At 41.4% G+C, this 16,461-nt stretch carries 12 protein-coding genes; 5 read left to right on the top strand and 7 right to left on the bottom strand.

Annotated features, from left to right (window positions below; all coding sequences use genetic code 11):
- The first annotated feature begins 96 nt into the window (after window positions 1-96).
- Window positions 97-2,949 (top strand): bifunctional fucokinase/fucose-1-phosphate guanylyltransferase, encoded by a 2,853-nt coding sequence (locus tag ACE1EF_RS13295; protein ID WP_375721165.1) that lies wholly within the window; start codon window positions 97-99, stop codon window positions 2,947-2,949.
- 194 nt (window positions 2,950-3,143) lie between these two features.
- The gene (locus tag ACE1EF_RS13290; RefSeq protein ID WP_375721164.1) at window positions 3,144-4,760 is read left to right on the top strand and encodes a hypothetical protein; all 1,617 of its coding nucleotides are present in this window, start codon (window positions 3,144-3,146) and stop codon (window positions 4,758-4,760) included.
- Window positions 4,761-4,869: 109 nt separating this feature from the next.
- Here the strand turns inward: ACE1EF_RS13290 and ACE1EF_RS13285 are convergent, their stop codons facing one another.
- Window positions 4,870-5,088 carry an SRPBCC domain-containing protein gene (locus ACE1EF_RS13285; RefSeq protein WP_375721402.1) on the bottom strand — a complete coding sequence of 73 codons (219 nt, stop codon included), beginning with the start codon at window positions 5,086-5,088 and terminating at the stop codon, window positions 4,870-4,872.
- Between the two features lie 3 nt (window positions 5,089-5,091).
- Complete coding sequence (locus ACE1EF_RS13280; protein ID WP_375721163.1) at window positions 5,092-5,328, bottom strand: SRPBCC family protein; 237 nt, start codon at window positions 5,326-5,328, stop codon at window positions 5,092-5,094.
- Window positions 5,329-5,625: 297 nt separating this feature from the next.
- Between ACE1EF_RS13280 and ACE1EF_RS13275 the strand changes: the two genes are divergently transcribed.
- Window positions 5,626-8,052: a glycoside hydrolase family 2 TIM barrel-domain containing protein gene (locus tag ACE1EF_RS13275; protein ID WP_375721162.1), complete on the top strand. Its 2,427-nt coding sequence runs from the start codon at window positions 5,626-5,628 to the stop codon at window positions 8,050-8,052.
- Window positions 8,053-8,442: 390 nt separating this feature from the next.
- Here ACE1EF_RS13275 and ACE1EF_RS13270 read toward each other — a convergent pair whose 3' ends face one another.
- The 5 genes from ACE1EF_RS13270 to ACE1EF_RS13250 all read right to left on the bottom strand — a co-directional run bounded on the left by ACE1EF_RS13270 (window position 8,443) and on the right by ACE1EF_RS13250 (window position 13,430).
- The gene (locus tag ACE1EF_RS13270) at window positions 8,443-10,155 is read right to left on the bottom strand and encodes a T9SS type A sorting domain-containing protein (RefSeq protein WP_375721161.1); all 1,713 of its coding nucleotides are present in this window, start codon (window positions 10,153-10,155) and stop codon (window positions 8,443-8,445) included.
- Between the two features lie 215 nt (window positions 10,156-10,370).
- On the bottom strand, window positions 10,371-10,856 hold the full coding sequence (locus tag ACE1EF_RS13265) for a hypothetical protein (protein WP_375721160.1): 486 nt from the start codon (window positions 10,854-10,856) through the stop codon (window positions 10,371-10,373).
- A 158-nt stretch (window positions 10,857-11,014) separates the two neighbouring features.
- Window positions 11,015-11,434 carry a peptidase associated/transthyretin-like domain-containing protein gene (locus ACE1EF_RS13260; RefSeq protein ID WP_375721159.1) on the bottom strand — a complete coding sequence of 140 codons (420 nt, stop codon included), beginning with the start codon at window positions 11,432-11,434 and terminating at the stop codon, window positions 11,015-11,017.
- 252 nt (window positions 11,435-11,686) lie between these two features.
- Complete coding sequence (locus ACE1EF_RS13255) at window positions 11,687-12,793, bottom strand: metallophosphoesterase (RefSeq protein ID WP_375721158.1); 1,107 nt, start codon at window positions 12,791-12,793, stop codon at window positions 11,687-11,689.
- A 46-nt stretch (window positions 12,794-12,839) separates the two neighbouring features.
- Window positions 12,840-13,430, bottom strand: coding sequence for a hypothetical protein (locus tag ACE1EF_RS13250; protein WP_375721157.1), 591 nt, complete (start codon window positions 13,428-13,430; stop codon window positions 12,840-12,842).
- Window positions 13,431-13,540: 110 nt separating this feature from the next.
- On the opposite strand from ACE1EF_RS13250, the gene ACE1EF_RS13245 reads away from it, so the two are divergent.
- Window positions 13,541-15,523: a CotH kinase family protein gene (locus ACE1EF_RS13245; protein ID WP_375721156.1), complete on the top strand. Its 1,983-nt coding sequence runs from the start codon at window positions 13,541-13,543 to the stop codon at window positions 15,521-15,523.
- Window positions 15,524-15,551: 28 nt separating this feature from the next.
- Entirely contained in the window at window positions 15,552-16,163 is a 612-nt protein-coding gene (locus tag ACE1EF_RS13240) for a hypothetical protein (RefSeq protein ID WP_375721155.1), read from the top strand.
- Window positions 16,164-16,461: the final 298 nt, after the last annotated feature.

Raw genomic sequence — 16,461 nt, 5'->3', positions numbered from 1 at the left:
TTATTTCAGTTTTAATATTATATCCTTATTTTTGGAGTGTATTCCGGTTATTATACGGAACTGCACATTTATTAAACAGATACAAAACCCAGATAAATGCAATATCTCTTGTCGCTGCCGGAAAACCTGGTAACTGCTTTTCATTCTATAACGCAATATTCTCCTGAAAATTGGTTTGTAGCCTCAGATCCACCCGGAAATAAAATCGGTTCAGGAGGTGGAACAGCTTATTTACTGGCAGAACATGCCAAAAAAACAGGTGGATTAGTTGATTACCTGCAAAAAGATAAGAAGATTATCATTCATGCAGGAGGACAGAGCAGGCGCCTTCCGGGATACGCTCCGTCCGGTAAAATTCTGACACCGGTTCCCGTTTTTCGCTGGAGCCGTGGCCAAAGTCTTGATCAGACCCTGCTTGATCTGCAACTGCCCTTACTGGAGCGGGTGATGAAGCTGACATCTTCAGCTCAGAATACACTGATAGCCAGTGGTGATGTGATGATTCTGGCCGGTGATTCCGATATTTCGGTTCCGGATGCGGATGTGGTATGTCTGGGCATTTGGGTTGATCCGCACCTGGCAGCCCGTCATGGTGTCTTTTTTACACCCCGGAATAATCCCCGGCAGCTTGATTTTATGCTCCAGAAGCCCGATCATCAAAAGATTGAATCGCTGGCTACATCTCATTTGTTTATGATGGATATCGGCATTTGGATCCTGAGTGATAAAGCAGTGAATCTGCTCATGAAACGCAGTGGTTGGAATGGAACAATATTTTCAAACGGTATACCGGATTACTATGACCTGTACAGCACCTTTGGTGTGGCTTTGGGAGCAAAACCGGATGTAAAGGATCAAGAACTGAATGCATTAACCGTGGGAATTGTGCCCTTAAACAAGGGCGAGTTTTACCATTACGGAACCTCGCGCGAATTGATTTCCTCTACAGAAAAAATTCAGAACAGAATTAAAGATCAGCGGGCCATCTGGCATAACCGGGTGAAAGTACATCCGTCATTATTTGTCCAGAATGCAGATTCATCCGTAAAGTGGAACGCCGGACATTATAACATATGGATCGAAAACAGCCATATTCCTGCCGGCTGGACCTTAAACCATGACCACATTATAAGCGGAGTACCGCAAAATGCGTGGAATCTGGAGTTACCTGCAGGGATATGTCTGGATATTATTCCTGTGGCATCAGATAAGTACTGCATCAGACCCTATGGTATGGATGATGCCTTCAGAGGTGCTCTGTCAGATTCTGAAACAAGATGGATGGGTAAGGTATTTTCTGACTGGCTGAACGAAAGAGGCCTTGGTTTTGCATCATCAGACCTGAAGGGAGAAACGGATATTCAGTCTGCGAAGATATTTCCCGTTTTAACGGATGATCAGCTCAGTGAAGAAATTGTGAAATGGATGCTGTCCGGGTCTGATGATGAAACAGCAAAACAATTATGGTTGAAAGCTGAACGCTATTCTGCAGATATGATCAGCGCCGGTGCTGATCTTAAACGGCTTCAGGAACAACGAAAACAGTTCCGGCAAATGAACCTGACAGGACTTGCTAAAAACTATAAGCACAGCGTGTTTTATCAGGCAAATCTAAAACAGATTGCCGGAGACTTTGTCGATGGAAAGCTAGCGTTACCAGCCGAACTTGATGACGCAGTTTCTCCCATGATCCGGTTCAGGGATCATATGTTCCGTTCAGAAGTATTGAAACAAAGTGGTAAGGCTGGTCAGGATGAAGAACAGAAGGCTTTTGGCGTGTTGCAAAAGGCGATTGTAAGCTCTATTGAGCATAATCCTGTGCCCCGCCTGAACAGCTGTTCTGATCAGATTATCTGGGGGAGAAGTCCGATTCGTCTGGATTTAGCCGGTGGCTGGTCCGATACGCCACCCTTCTGCCTGCAAAGTGGAGGCAGCGTTTTAAACATGGCCGTGGAGCTGAACGGACAACCGCCGATCCAGGTCTATGTGCGATTGTCGAGTGAGAAAAAAATTACCCTGCGTTCCATCGATATTGGTATTTCTGAGAAAATTGAAAACTTTGATGAACTGAGGAATTTTAATGAAGTAGGTTCTGCCTTTTCTATCCCTAAAGCCGCACTTTGCCTTGCAGGTTTTCATCCTGATTTCTGTGGTGCAAAATATGCCACTCTGGCACAACAACTGGATGCGTTCGGTGGTGGTTTTGAGATCTCATTGTTGGCGGCAATTCCCAAAGGATCAGGACTCGGAACCAGTTCTGTGCTGGCAGCAACGGTTCTGGGAACACTCTCAGATTTCTGCTCCCTGAACTGGGATCTGCAGTCCATTGGCCATCGCACCCTTATTCTGGAGCAATTGCTGACCACAGGCGGCGGCTGGCAGGATCAGTATGGCGGAATATTCCCGGGTATAAAACTGCTTGAATCTGAACCTGGCACCCAGGAGGTGATGAATGTTCGCTGGTTACCGGATCACCTGTTTACCGATGTCAATACAAAAGGCAACTGGTTACTGTATTATACCGGTGTGACCCGAATAGCCAAAAACATTCTGGCCGAAATAGTCCGCGGGATGTTTTTGAACGAGGGTTACCGGCTGAGGCTGCTCAACGAGATTAAGCAACATTCATACGCCATGGCAGAAGCTATTCAGAGGAATGATTTTAAACGGACGGGTGAACTGATTGCCCGTTCATGGCAGCTTAATATGGCCCTGGATTCCGGAACCAATACACCTGAAGTACAACAGATCATTGACAGGATAAAGGAGTTCACGTACGGTTTTAAATTGCTTGGAGCCGGTGGTGGCGGATATATGCTCATTTGTGCAAAAGATCCGGAAGCCGCAGCAAAAATACAACATCTTCTAACCGCTAATCCCCCAAACAGCCGTGCAAGGTTTGTAAGTATGGATGTCAGTCAGCTGGGATTTCAGGTTTCAAGATCCTGATATACAGTTTTTTTTAGAGCGACAAGCTTTCTGTGTTTTAAAAAAGTTTTGTAATTTTAACATGCATATTGATCCGGTGTTTTGATCCGGTTGTTTAAGCAGATTCAGTTTTATCTGACTTGAGGATAGTATTTGAAAGTACCTGTAACGAACTAAATGTAAGCATATATCAAAAACCTCTAAAATGAAATACCATGAAAAAGATTGTTTATTTTTTCTCTTTTTTGATGCTTGCCGTGTCATGCGATTACGGTGTTGATCCGGATATATCGGATGAGAATGATAGCGAAAAGACTATAAAAATTGAAAAACTGACAGGTCAGGTTCAGAAGGGACCTTATAACAACGGAACAACAGTTTCTGTTATTGAGCTCAACAATGAACTTGGGCAGACCGGACGTGTGTTTAAAAGTGAGATAACCAACAACCGGGGGGAATTTGAAATATCCAATATTTCGCTCGTTTCACCATATGTGATTGTGGAGGCAAATGGCTTTTATTTCAATGAATGTACGGGAGAAAATTCAGAAGCACAGTTAACTTTAAGTGCGATTGCTAATATCACAGACCAATCCGCATTAAATATAAATCTGCTGTCACATCTTGAAAAAGACCGCGTTATGAAGCTGGTGGCTGAGGGCGATAGCTTTATAAACGCCAAACGACAGGCTCAGAATGAAATTTTCGCAGTTTATGAAATGGGAGAGAGCAGTGATACCATCACATCGGAGCACCTCGATATCACCAAAGAAGGTGAGACCAATGCCCGCTTACTGGCTATCTCAGCCATAATGCAAATCGGTAATTCGACCTCAGATCTCTCAAAACTGATTGCGGATTTAAAAGCAGACCTATATGACAATGGAAAGCTGGATGATGATTCCATTGGAAATATCCTGTTGACCCAGGCTACACTCATCAGAAAAGATGCAATTCGTCAGAATCTTGAAAAAAAATGCAATAAAGAAAATATAGAAGCTTCTGTTCCTGGTTTTGAAAGTTATGTGGACGGTTTTATTGAGAATTCAGCATATAAAGTCAATAGCCTTGTTTCTTTTCCTGATTCAACCTATTACGGGAAAAATATACTCTCAAAAGATGTGGATACCGTTTATTATGGCGATAATTATGCCTTAGCCGCAAATCTCGATCCTGAAATATCCTGCAGGATTGTGGTTAAAGGAATGAGTTTTATGATACATATTGGATTAAATAATCCTACAAATTGTGTCATAAGCGGGACTCAGGGCAACCGTATTTTCGAAACATTACCGGGTGTAGACTTTATGAATACTGAAGTCAGTTTTGATTCGTGGGAACCAGACCAGTTTGGCGTTTCCTATTGTACCATTGAATATTATGAAGGTACTGATGAGTTAGTCTTGACCGATACGAAGGAACTGGTAATTGTGCAACGAAATTTTACCGCATTTTATAACATCCCGGAAATTGGGATGTATGGCGAGAATATCTGGGCTATGGATGCAGATACCCTTAAATTTCAACCGGGGACAAAATACTGTTTTGAGTTTGAGATGAAAAGGAATTATGAAACCCAGAGTGTAATCCGTTTCAGAAATATTGATACGTCTAAAATAGAAATCAGTGCTGAAGATCTTTTGAATTATACGGTCGTGTGGTCAGAGAATGAAGTTACACTGGGTGCAGGTTCAACAACACCTCAAACATATGCTGTGTCTGTGGTATTCAAAGATCACGGTCATGCTGAATTCTCAGGTCATTTTAGTATTTTTAATGGTGCTGAAAAAGTTCGGTTGACCGAAATGAGTTATCAACCGATTATGTGGTAAGTGCTAACCCTTAAGGTTATCCTTTAAGGAGACAAAACTGCCATTTACCCATTTTTACTTTAAAGTTTCTGAAAATCCGTGAATGATAGTAGGTTTCAGGTGTTAACGATTAACCTTGCAGTTCACAGTATGCTTTAAACTGATCCAGGATATAAGGCCAGCCTTGTTCACTTTGCATCATGTTCTCATAGTTTTTCCATTCCTGTCCGTGATTTTCAAAATTGTAATGTTCAAAATGGACCTTTGTTACAGCATCCGGTTTTTCAAAACGTATTTTTATTTCACTGGCTTTATCCGGATCAGGAACAGGTTCACGCCTGGCACTGATTTGCTAGTTCAGAATCAGTTCCTGATCTGCTGAAGCCAGAATAACACGGCCCCAGTCACACCTGAACCCAAACGGTCCGGTTTCAGTACATAAGCCGTCTTTTCTGGCATTAATCTCCATGGCAATCAGTTTCTCCTGCGACCAGGTGTATGCTTTGGGCCACCAGTTCCCAATTTCTTTAGTAAATTTTTTATAACAGATATCCGGTGTGTTGTTGATATTGATATCAAGTTTTATCATGATCTGACTTATTTTATAAGGTTCAGTGAAAGTGGCAGTGTAAATTTTAATGTCAGCTTAAATTACGAAAGATTACGTTGAATAGAGAATAACAGGTTTTACTTTAAGTTAATTTAGCACCTCTGAAAGGACGATAAAATTTATGTCATAATTTGAAGGTATTATTTAAAGATGCTCAATTAATTACTACTAATTGGTGAATTTTTGCTTGTTCAGGGGGTGGTACATTGGTATATTTGTTAATGGTAATATAACCCCGTTTTGATATCAGATCAGTACTTTATAACATCACATATCATGAAAACCTTTAAAACAACACTAACACTTATTGTCACTTTGATGACAATCATGACAACCAATGCACAGGTTTCTTTTGGAACTCCCCAAAAAATAAACGACAACTGGAAATTTATTCTGGCTGATCCGGAAAATGCAGCCGAAACAACTTTTGATGACAGCAGGTGGCGTAAACTTGATCTGCCTCATGACTGGTCCGTTGAAGGTACGCTTAATCCATCATTGTACAGCTGTACAGGATATTTGCCGGGTGGAATAGGCTGGTACCGTAAATCACTTGATATTCCAAAGGATAAAGCCGGTGAAAAAGTCTACCTATATTTCGAAGGGGTTTACAACCGCAGTAAGGTCTATCTAAACGGACACTTATTAGGCGAAAGGCCCAACGGCTATATCTCATTTATGTACGATGCCACGCCTTACATTAAATACGGTGAACCAAATGAGGTGGCTGTACGCGTGGATCACAGCCGGCAGGCAGATTCCCGGTGGTACACCGGATCGGGCATTTACAGGAATGTATGGCTGGTATATGCCAACCCGGTTCATATTTCTGAATGGGGGGTGTTTGTTTACCCGGAATCATCTTCAGCTAAGAAGGCAACGCTAAAAGTAGAAACTTCGGTGACAAATAGTTCAGATAAAGCTGTAAAGCTCGATGTACTAAACGAATTATATACTGAAGACGGAAAAAAGGTCGCTCAATCTGTTTCTAAACTTTCTGTGTCGCAGAATGAGTCGAACAAAGCATTAGCATCATTAAATGTAAAGAATCCTGAGCTTTGGAGTCTGAATTCACCGACCCTTTATACACTTAAAACCACTGTAAAAAGCGGGAATAAAGTTTTGGATCAGACCGAAACAAAAACCGGCATTCGATCTTTTACATTTGATCCGGATAAGGGATTCGCGCTCAACGGAGAATGGATGAAGGTAAAAGGTGTTTGCCTGCATCACGACGGTGGCGTATTAGGGGCTGCAGTGCCAAAACTGGTTTGGGAAAAACGACTGAAAGAGCTGAAGGAAATCGGATGTAATGCTATTCGTACCAGTCACAATCCACAGGCACCCGATTTATATGCATTATGTGATGAACTTGGCTTGCTGGTTATGGATGAAGCCTTCGATGAATGGGAATTTCCGAAACGGAAGTGGCTGGAAGGCTGGAATGTTGGAACACCCGGATTTGAAGGATCATACGACTTTTTCGAAGAGTGGAGCAGCCGTGATCTTGGTGATATGGTACGCCGCGACAGGAATCATCCGTCCATCATGATGTGGAGCATTGGCAACGAAGTGGATTATCCCAACGATCCGTATTCGCATCCGGTGCTGGATGGTTCAGCCATCAGTCAGCCAATGTATGGCGGCTACAAGCCTGAGAGCCCTGATGCAAACAGGTTAGGCGATATTGCCAAACGTCTTGTTAAAGTGGTGAAAGAATACGATACATCACGTCCGGCTACTGCTGCACTGGCTGGTGTGGTTATGTCGAACCAGACAGCCTATCCCGGTGCACTGGATGTGGCCGGTTATAACTACACTGAAAACCGCTACGCCGAAGATCATAAGACCTACCCTGACCGTATAATTTACGGCAGCGAAAACCGGCACGATATGGCGGCATGGAAGGCCGTAAGGGATAACGATTATATCTTTGGTCAGTTTCTGTGGACGGGCGTGGATTATCTGGGAGAAGCGGGCCGCTGGCCGTCACGTGGATTCAACTCCGGTTTAATCAGTCTGGCCAACGTCATTAAACCACGTGGTTATTTCAGGGAAGCACTTTGGAGTAATAAACCATTTGCTTATGTGGGAACGTATCCCAACTGGAGGAACAGGGATTATAAATCAATTGATGCCTGGCAGATTTGGAATTATGACGAAGGACAGAATATCAGGGTGGTCTGCTATACCAATGCAGCCAAAGCCAGACTAATGCTGAACGGTGAGCAGGTTGGAGAGGTAAAACCATATGATGATGAGACGGGAGTGATTGCCTGGGATATTCCGTTTAAACCCGGTAAACTACAGGTGGTGGGACTGGATAAAGATGGAAAGGAAATATGTACAGATGTCATTCAGACTTCTGAAAGGCCTTTTGCCCTGAAAGCAAATACTGAAGAGAAAATTGTGGATAAAGACAAGGGCTTATCAATTGTTACCATTCAGGTGGTGGATGAAAACGGCGTTCCAGTTATCTTATCTGATGACGAGGTAAGTTGCCGGATTCATGGACCAGCCAAATTGCTGGGACTTGAGGCCGGTAATCCATCGGATATGACCAGTTATACCGACCGCAGCCAGCGCGTATTTATGGGAAAACTCACAGCATACATTCAGGCAAACGGCGAGGCAGGAGAGATCAGTGTAGATTTTTCGGCCCCATGGTTGAAAGGTGCTACGGTGCAAATAAAAGCTGAATAAAGAGGGCTCAGAACACAAGATATTACAGCTGAAAATCAGGTTTCCAATCATAGGGGAGCCTGATTTTTATGTTTTAGTTGTCTGAGGATCATAATTTCATCCCTTCGGGATTTTAGTTTATTATTTATAATCCAATCATCTCTAAAATATTCTGTAATCCGTTGTCAGATTATTATACTGCCATTTTTCTGGATTGATAAATTATCACGGTATTGAGTATGATAAGGTCTTGTAACTTCAGTTAAACCTGACGGGTTGTAATTATTGTAAAACAGCATACATATAGAAAGATAGAAATCCCGAAGGGATGAATTTAAACGATTGGTTTAAATTCATCAAATTGAAAAACCTGACGATACACTTGCACTACAGAAGGATAATACATCAGTATTACCCTTTTTTCACAAACTTGCTGATACTTTGCTGATCCTCAGAATAAACTTTAAGCATATAGATTCCCTGTGGGAGATTAATACTATTCAGGTTTATTGTTTCATTGATCCTGCCAGTTCGATTATAATATTTTTCTGTTTTATAGAGGACCATTCCTGATAAATTACAGACTTCTATTTTCAGATTTCCTGTAGTTGCAAGATCAACCATTAAACGCAATTCATTACTCGCCGGGTTTGGGGACACGGTGACCGATAAATTATCAGTGCTTATGGACGGAGCCTGAATAGCTGTGTTGGTTGTATCGCTTGCAGTTGCCAGGTATTCGTTAAAAAATGCATAAAGTTTAGCCAGTGATGCGGTATCCTTTGGTACACCATGGGTATTGTTTGTCAGATCACCAAAACCATTCCCGTAATCTGTTATCGTTGAGACCGGTACATCCAGTGATTCCAGTTTTTCCTTTAAATGTTGAATCTGATCCTGGTAATAATGGGCATCACCGGTATTATAGAAGAACATGACTGGTGATGTGGCTGATGTTTGCACAAGGTTTGCAGATCCCATGGATTCCCACAAGGCACGGTTGCTATCCAGTGGTCCCCACACCTTTGGACATTTGGATTCAAGGTTTCCATCACCATCGTCAAGTGAATTGAATATCTGTGTAAAATCAAAGACTCCTGATCCCAGTGCTGCCGCCTGAACATCATCCGAAACACCAATGTGGTTGCCTGCATTTTCAAATTCCTCCACAGTTTTATCACCGATGGCCATTGACCCGGCATCCGATCCGCGGGAGAAGCCATAGATTCCTATCTTACCGGATAATCCAAGGGTATCACCTGCGACACGCAGGGTACGCACGGCTGATTTTACTTTTTGTGCTGCATCCGGATTTACTTCATACCCTCCATAATCCTTATCATCACCTTCTATTGGTTTGCCCTTGCCCCAATCGCAGTATTTAGGATGGTCTGCAATGGCCCAGGCGATACCTTTAGCTGGTGCACCTTCCAGAAATGAGTCATCGAACATGGCCAGAGTATATCCCAGGAAAAGTCTGAAATGCCGTTTGTTGTTTGTGCTTTTTTCATAGTAACTGTTGCTGTATGAGAATGAAAGTACTACCGGTACTTTTACATCTGCATTGGCAGGATATACAATATCCATATATAGTGAATCGAGTGGTCCGTTTGATGTTGGCCAGTTATACACCTTCGGATCATTTTTAAAATAGGATACATCGCGCGCTATGCGGTACCCCTCAAAAAGGATATACGATCGGGTTGTGGAACAATCATTCAGACCGCAGAAAGAGCCGTTATTGATTTCGTCGTTAATGGCAATAATATCATTATTTATTTTAGGAGATATGGCATCCGCACTTCCTGCATAATCCAGCTCAATCACCTGGTAGCCCTGCGAGAGCAGCCAGGCCACATCTTCTGCGTTGGTGTTTTGTCCGATTTTATCAAATCCAAGGTTTTCAAGGTATACAACGGTCATTTTTTTACCCGCAAGATCCACGGCCTGGTTTTCTGAATTGGTAGTTAGGTAATTTATTGACCCACCTGTAACACTACTGTTCCAGGTTCCTGTTGCTGCCTTGGCACTGAATGACAGAACCATAATAAGCATGTAAAGTGCGGATAATCTCAGACGTAGTGTTGCATTTTTGTGCAACGGGATTCTTTTTTCGGGATTCATTACAAAAGCATTAATGTTGTTATGAACACAATATTACTATAATCCTTTAAGTTAGCAACGGTTTTATACTGTAAAATTAAGGATTTACAAGAAAGGTGCTAACAAAAAGGTGGTTGATAGCCAAATCACCTTCTGGATTTGTTAAACCTCAACCTGGTTAATCCTGGGCATCAAAAACCGGATCAAAACCGGAACCCATACCCGGAAGCATTCTGTTAATCTGATGCAGATTTATTTATATTGTTTTTTACTTTCTGAAAATACTCAATTAATTCATTTTCCTTTGGTTTAGATGATTCAGCAGACAAAGCGACAGACTTTGAATCATGGTTCAGCCACATAAAAAGTCTGTTCTTGTTAAAGTAATACCTGTCCTCGCTAACGGTTGTTTTTTCAGGATTGAAAACTTCATCGTCCTCGTTTTCTTTGGCTAATGATTCATTCCAGTAAATTGGTCGGTTGTAGTTAAAGTGTTGATCAAAAGCAAAGAATACTTCTCCGTTTACAATATAAAATTCCAGAATTCTTTTCCCGGTTTCTCCAAACCAACTCATCTGAATTATTTTTAATTCAGTACCGTCATAATATGCAACTACCTCTCCACCTTCCGTCGAGTCGTCCGATATATCAATCTTTTTCTCTTCATACCTGTAAATATTGTTTCGAATACAGCTGTATTTAGCTCTTATGTCTCTGAGCAAAGAATCTCTGTTTTGAGGGTAGCTGTTACTGAATATAAGCAGAAAAAATGTTGTTATTAAAACTAGTTTTCTAATAACAAAGGAATTATCGCGCATAACTACAACGGAATAAAAATGATTTAAATAATTTTTTATGTTGTTAAGGACGTGCTCCGGTGTTAGTTTTTGTTTTGTACCGGAATAATCTTAACACCGTCATCTTTATCCTTTTTTTCAGGTTTTAGTTTAACACTGACTTTCTTCCCGATTATTTCGGAAAGATCTATGTTGCAGGACTGACTGCCGATAAAAGATATTCTCACGGTTTTGTCTTTTATTTTCATTCCATTATCAATGATCAGCTTTGCTTCTCCGTTTACATGGCTAATTGTGCCTTTAAGTGTGTCTGATTCCCGGTTTAACAATACGATATTAACCCCGACTAATGGCTCCCCATTTTCAGAAACAACAAATTCTACCATGTTTTTAGTCGCCGCTTCACTGAGGATCTCATACTGACAAGTGTCTGCTTTTCCGGATGTTGTTTGACTGAATGCTGAAAAACAACATAAATTTAAAAGAATGATTAAGTATTTCATAAGCTTTATATAATGTGTTTGAGTTAATGTTACACAGGCTATCTCCAGGATTTAGTATATTATTCCTTTATTCTGTCCCTATAACAAGCTTTCCTGTTATCATATTCATATAAGTAATCAGGCTGGATTTATTCCACACACAGTTTGTTTCGGTTTGTTGTATAAAGGTAGCTAAATCAGGGATAAATGGCAATCCATAAAATATGTTATTGAACCTCTGTAAGACGCTGTTGAATGCGTATGTAATATAGCTTATTCCGGTTGCAGGGTCAGTAACGAGATTTCGCTGATGGTGCCCAAACGGATAGGAGGGCCAAAGGTTCCTGCGCCCTGTGATACAAACATGGTAGTGCCGTTGTAGTGATGCAGGCCCTGGTTAAACTGAAACATCAGGGCGGCAATATATTTTATGGGAACCAGTTGTCCTGCATGGGTATGGCCGGAAAGGTACAGGTCCACACCGTGTTCGCTGGCATATTTTATGCCATCCGGACTGTGATGTAACAACACGGTTGGTTTGCTTTTGTCAGGAGACAGTTTGTTCAGGGTACTTTTTATGGTAGCGTGACCGTTTTGTGTGTGCACATTAAATGTTTGGTCGTCGGCAGCCATATGGTTCAGCCCGATAATCTGTAGATCTTTAAAACCGGTCATGTTGTTTTCAAGCACCCGGATGCCCATTTCGCGCAGCATGGTTTTAATGGTTTGCACCCCGGTATATTTATCGTGATTCCCTTCAATAAAACAGACCGGCGCTTTTAAGTCTGCCAATGGTTCCAGGTCTTCTTTCGATAAGCGGTAACGGCCGTCAAAAAGGTCTCCGGTAATAAAGACAATACCGGGATTCTGTGCATTGGTTTTGCTGACCAGTTTGTTCAGGAACCGTTTCCCCCTAAAATGCCCCAGGTGCACATCAGACAGATGCATAGCCCTAATAGTTTGGTTCAGCCCTTTAAGTGGTATTGTATGATGCGTGACTTTGGTGTTCCATGAATTCAGTGTGCCGGCAAGGTTGATGACTAAGGTCAGGATCACAACGATAAGCCCGTAAGTGAGCGGTTGAAACGCAGTAAATAGCCTGAGGATATCCGTTAAGATGACCGAAATCAAAAGGTAATGCATCAATCCCATGGTCATGGCCGCAACGATATAAATAACATGTCCGGCCAGCGATACGGAATTGGCAGTGGTAAACACTCCAAATAGCATGAATAATGCCAGTACAGCAAAAACAGGATAAAGCATACGTGTATGTGGGATGCTGAAATACAAGTTAAACCGGTGTGTCAGATAGAAAACCGCACCTGTAATGATGCCAAGAAACACAGTGAGAAAAATAAATGGAACAATGCTTTTCATACTTTGAATTTAGTAGATAACTAATGAAAACAACCCATGAGCAGGACTAATTGTTTGCTGAAATCATAATGACAACAGCAGCGACGGAAATAACAATCCATATCAGTGCAGGAATCAGAGCAGACCTTTTTCTGTATTTCAGTACTATGCCAATGTAGCGTTTCCAGTACATTTCATTGAACGCAGTGCCTAATATTCCATTTAGCGAAATAAACCATAAGGTATTCAGGTCAAAAATCATGATAAAAAATGGGATACCCATAAAGATAAAGAAGCCGAAAGAGGCACACCAGAAGCTTTCTGTTTCGCGCTTCAAAACCTTTAGATTAATGGCCATTAAAATTGAACCTGCAAAAACAGTAAAGAGAGTGGAAAACAGATGAATAACTGCTTTTCGGTAAAGCAAAGGTGCTTCATCACTGAATGTGATGTCCGGATCGTTGTAGAAAATGTTATTTCTTTTTGAAAGTTCAGCTTCTGACAGGTTATTTTCATAGTTCTGTTTAAACTCATCCATAATTCCATTCAATGGTTCAAACAGTTCCAGTTCTGAAACTGCCTCATACCGCTGTTCAGGAGAGTAAAAGGCCCGATCGTTAAAAATGCGTTTCAGTTCGGATATTTTATGTTCATTCATGTTAAAACAGGTTGAGGCCTTTAAGGTATACAAATTTTAAATATGATATAAAAAATCAGACATTATTCTTGATTTTCGGTTTTAAAGTTTAATTTAACGCTGTTTTTGCTTTGGGAACAAAAAGTTTTAATGCCAATACTTTACTCGCAATGCGTAGCATATTTCTGATTTTTGCACTGATCCTTGTGGTATCTGTTCATTCGCAGCAACAGGTATCAAATCTTACAACACTCATTATTGATACCGATGGTGCAGCCATAAACAGTACGGATACTTACATTCCCGGGACACTTTATGTTTTAAGCACTGATCCGGATATAAAAAACGATACTTTACCCATGAAGATACGCGGACGCGGTAACTCCACATGGGGAATGCCTAAGAAACCGTTCCGGATCAAACTGGATGATGACAAGCATTTGCTTGGCATGAAAGCTAAAAACAGGGACTGGGTTTTACTGGCAAATTACGCCGATAAATCCCTGATAAGGAATGCACTGGCGTTTAAAATAGGAGAGTGGGTGAACCTTGAGTTTAATCCCGATTTCAGATTTGTGGATGTAATTCTGAATGGTAATTATGTAGGTAATTACATGCTCACCGACCAGGTGGAGGTGGCAAAAAACCGTGTGCCTGTTGAAAAGCAGGATACTTCTGTTGTTTCTTTGCCTGATCTTTCAGGAGGCTACCTGTTGGAAGTGGATGGTTTTGCAGATCGTGAACCGGTATGGTTTCAGACAACACGGGGTGTTAAAACAACCGTCAAGTACCCCGATGATGATGATATTAATACGGAACAGCTGGATTATATTAAGACTTACATCCAACAGTATGAGGATGTACTGTTTTCGGAAACCTATAAAGATCCGGAGACCGGATATCGTGCATATAATGACTCCGCTACCCTGGTAAACTGGTATATTGCTTCCGAACTCACAGGGAACCCTGACTGTTTCTGGAGCACAAATATTTACAAGAAACGTTCCAACGATAAACTCTTCTGGGGGCCAATGTGGGATTATGATATTGCGTTCAACAACGACAGCCGCCAGGAAGATGCCCAATATAAACTTATGCGTGAAAGTGCGTATAATCCAAGAGTATGGATCAACCGCCTGTGGCAGGATGACTGGTTTGTAAGAGCTGTTGGTAAGCGTTGGGAAAACCTGGTTGAAACCGGTATTTCCGATTCGGTTCAAAATTATATCAACGATGCAGCCAATCTGATTGATCAGTCGCAGGTAAAAAATTTTGAACGTTGGGATATTTTGCCCGATAAGGTCTATCTTGAGCAGTTTTTATTTGATACATGGGAAGAGAATATTGATTTTCTTCGGGATTATATGACAGAGCGTATTAGTTTTCTGAACGATAATCTTGCACAGTATGTGGAACCCTTTGTCATTGAAAACTATTACTATGCCATACGAAATAATCGTTCAGATCTTGTAATTGATATTTCTGAAGAAGACTCTAATGTCCTTAACATGTGGGAGTACACGGATGATTTGTTAAGTCAGCAGTGGGAGATCGTAGATCTGGGAGATGGAACCGTTCGTTTTGAAAACCGGTTCTCCGGTATGGCCATAAAAGGTATGGGCAAAGGCAACAGTGTGGTGCTGAGTGAAATCTCTGAAACCAACGATTCCCTTCGCTGGACACTGGAACCGCTTGGGCCTGTCAATCTGTTTGGATTAATTAATGTAGGAACCGGAAACGCCATTGATAATTCCGGTGGAGGAACATCGAACGGTACAAAATGCATTGAATGGGATAACCAGGTGGCGTCTAACCAGAATCAGCAGTGGGTATTTGAAAAGATCGAGAGTATTCCTTCAGGTCTGGTTCGCAATACCTTGCATTTAAATCTGAGTGTATATCCGAATCCTGTTGAAAATAAGCTGTTTATAGCTTCAGACAAGGGTTTGCCAGAGAATTTATCATACCTTATTGTCGATTTGAGTGGAAAAGAAGTTTTATCAGCAACACTGTCAGGATCATCCATAGATCTTTCGCAGTTAGGATCCGGAATTTATTTCGTAAAATTGTTTACTGAAAACAGTTCAGAAGTATTCCGCATCATCAGGCAATAGGAATACAGTGTGAACCAGAATGCTGCTGATGTTCTGGATAAAGTTTGGAATATTGCTTACCGGGTTTCTGTATGCCGGCCTTTTACCTCATTCTGTAAGGAAGGTGTTGCAGCATATGGAATTTGATCCCAAAAAACAATCCCTGAGTTTTTTGAGCAATAAAGTGCTGTATGGTGAAAAGTTTAAAAAAGGCTACAAAAGATTATTGCTGGTCGCTGCACTTTTAAATTATTCTTTCTTCTGGCTGCTCTCCAAACACTACGATCTGGGTGAACATGCCGACTATATGCGGTATGTAGATTACAGTTTTGCATTTCTGGCCATACTGGCATTTATACCCCATAATATCTATCCGTACAGTTTCAAACATCTGGGGACTACCATTCAGCGGTTTTTTCACAATGTGTTTGCAGTGCTTGTCTTTTTAACGCTATCTGTTATGATTATAACATTTCAGGTGGCGGTGTGGCCTGATAATTATTTTCTGGGATTGTCAGGATTGATTATTGTGAGTGTCATTCTGATCATGGTCATTATTTCCATGATCCTTAACGGGATAAATGGTGTGACCGAAATACTGTTTATTAATGGCATCAGCATCTGGAGCATCTTCACCACTATCATTACCATCATGATCTGAAGAAGTATGAAAGAATAAAATTTATTCATGTTCTTATCTGACGCCGATAACATTATTCAGCTTCCGTCAAATGTCCGGCAATAACGTTATCTCATTTTTCCACACCTCTGCCCGGCCAGGTTTAATTATCGTTCATTGACTTCTACAATATGGTCACCTATTCGAGGTTTTGTTGAAATCCAGAAGAAAAATACGAATATAAAAAAATGAAGCAACTCCGAAGGAGTGACAGATTTGTAACCCGGCTGCAATCCGGGATACAGAAGTGAAGCCCTATATTATAACCGTGCAATACCTG

Origin of the sequence: Quyinboa sediminis, from assembly GCF_042219855.1 — a bacterium.
Classification (GTDB): domain Bacteria; phylum Bacteroidota; class Bacteroidia; order Bacteroidales; family UBA5342; genus JBHJHP01.
This window is presented reverse-complemented; position numbering and strand designations above follow the sequence as displayed.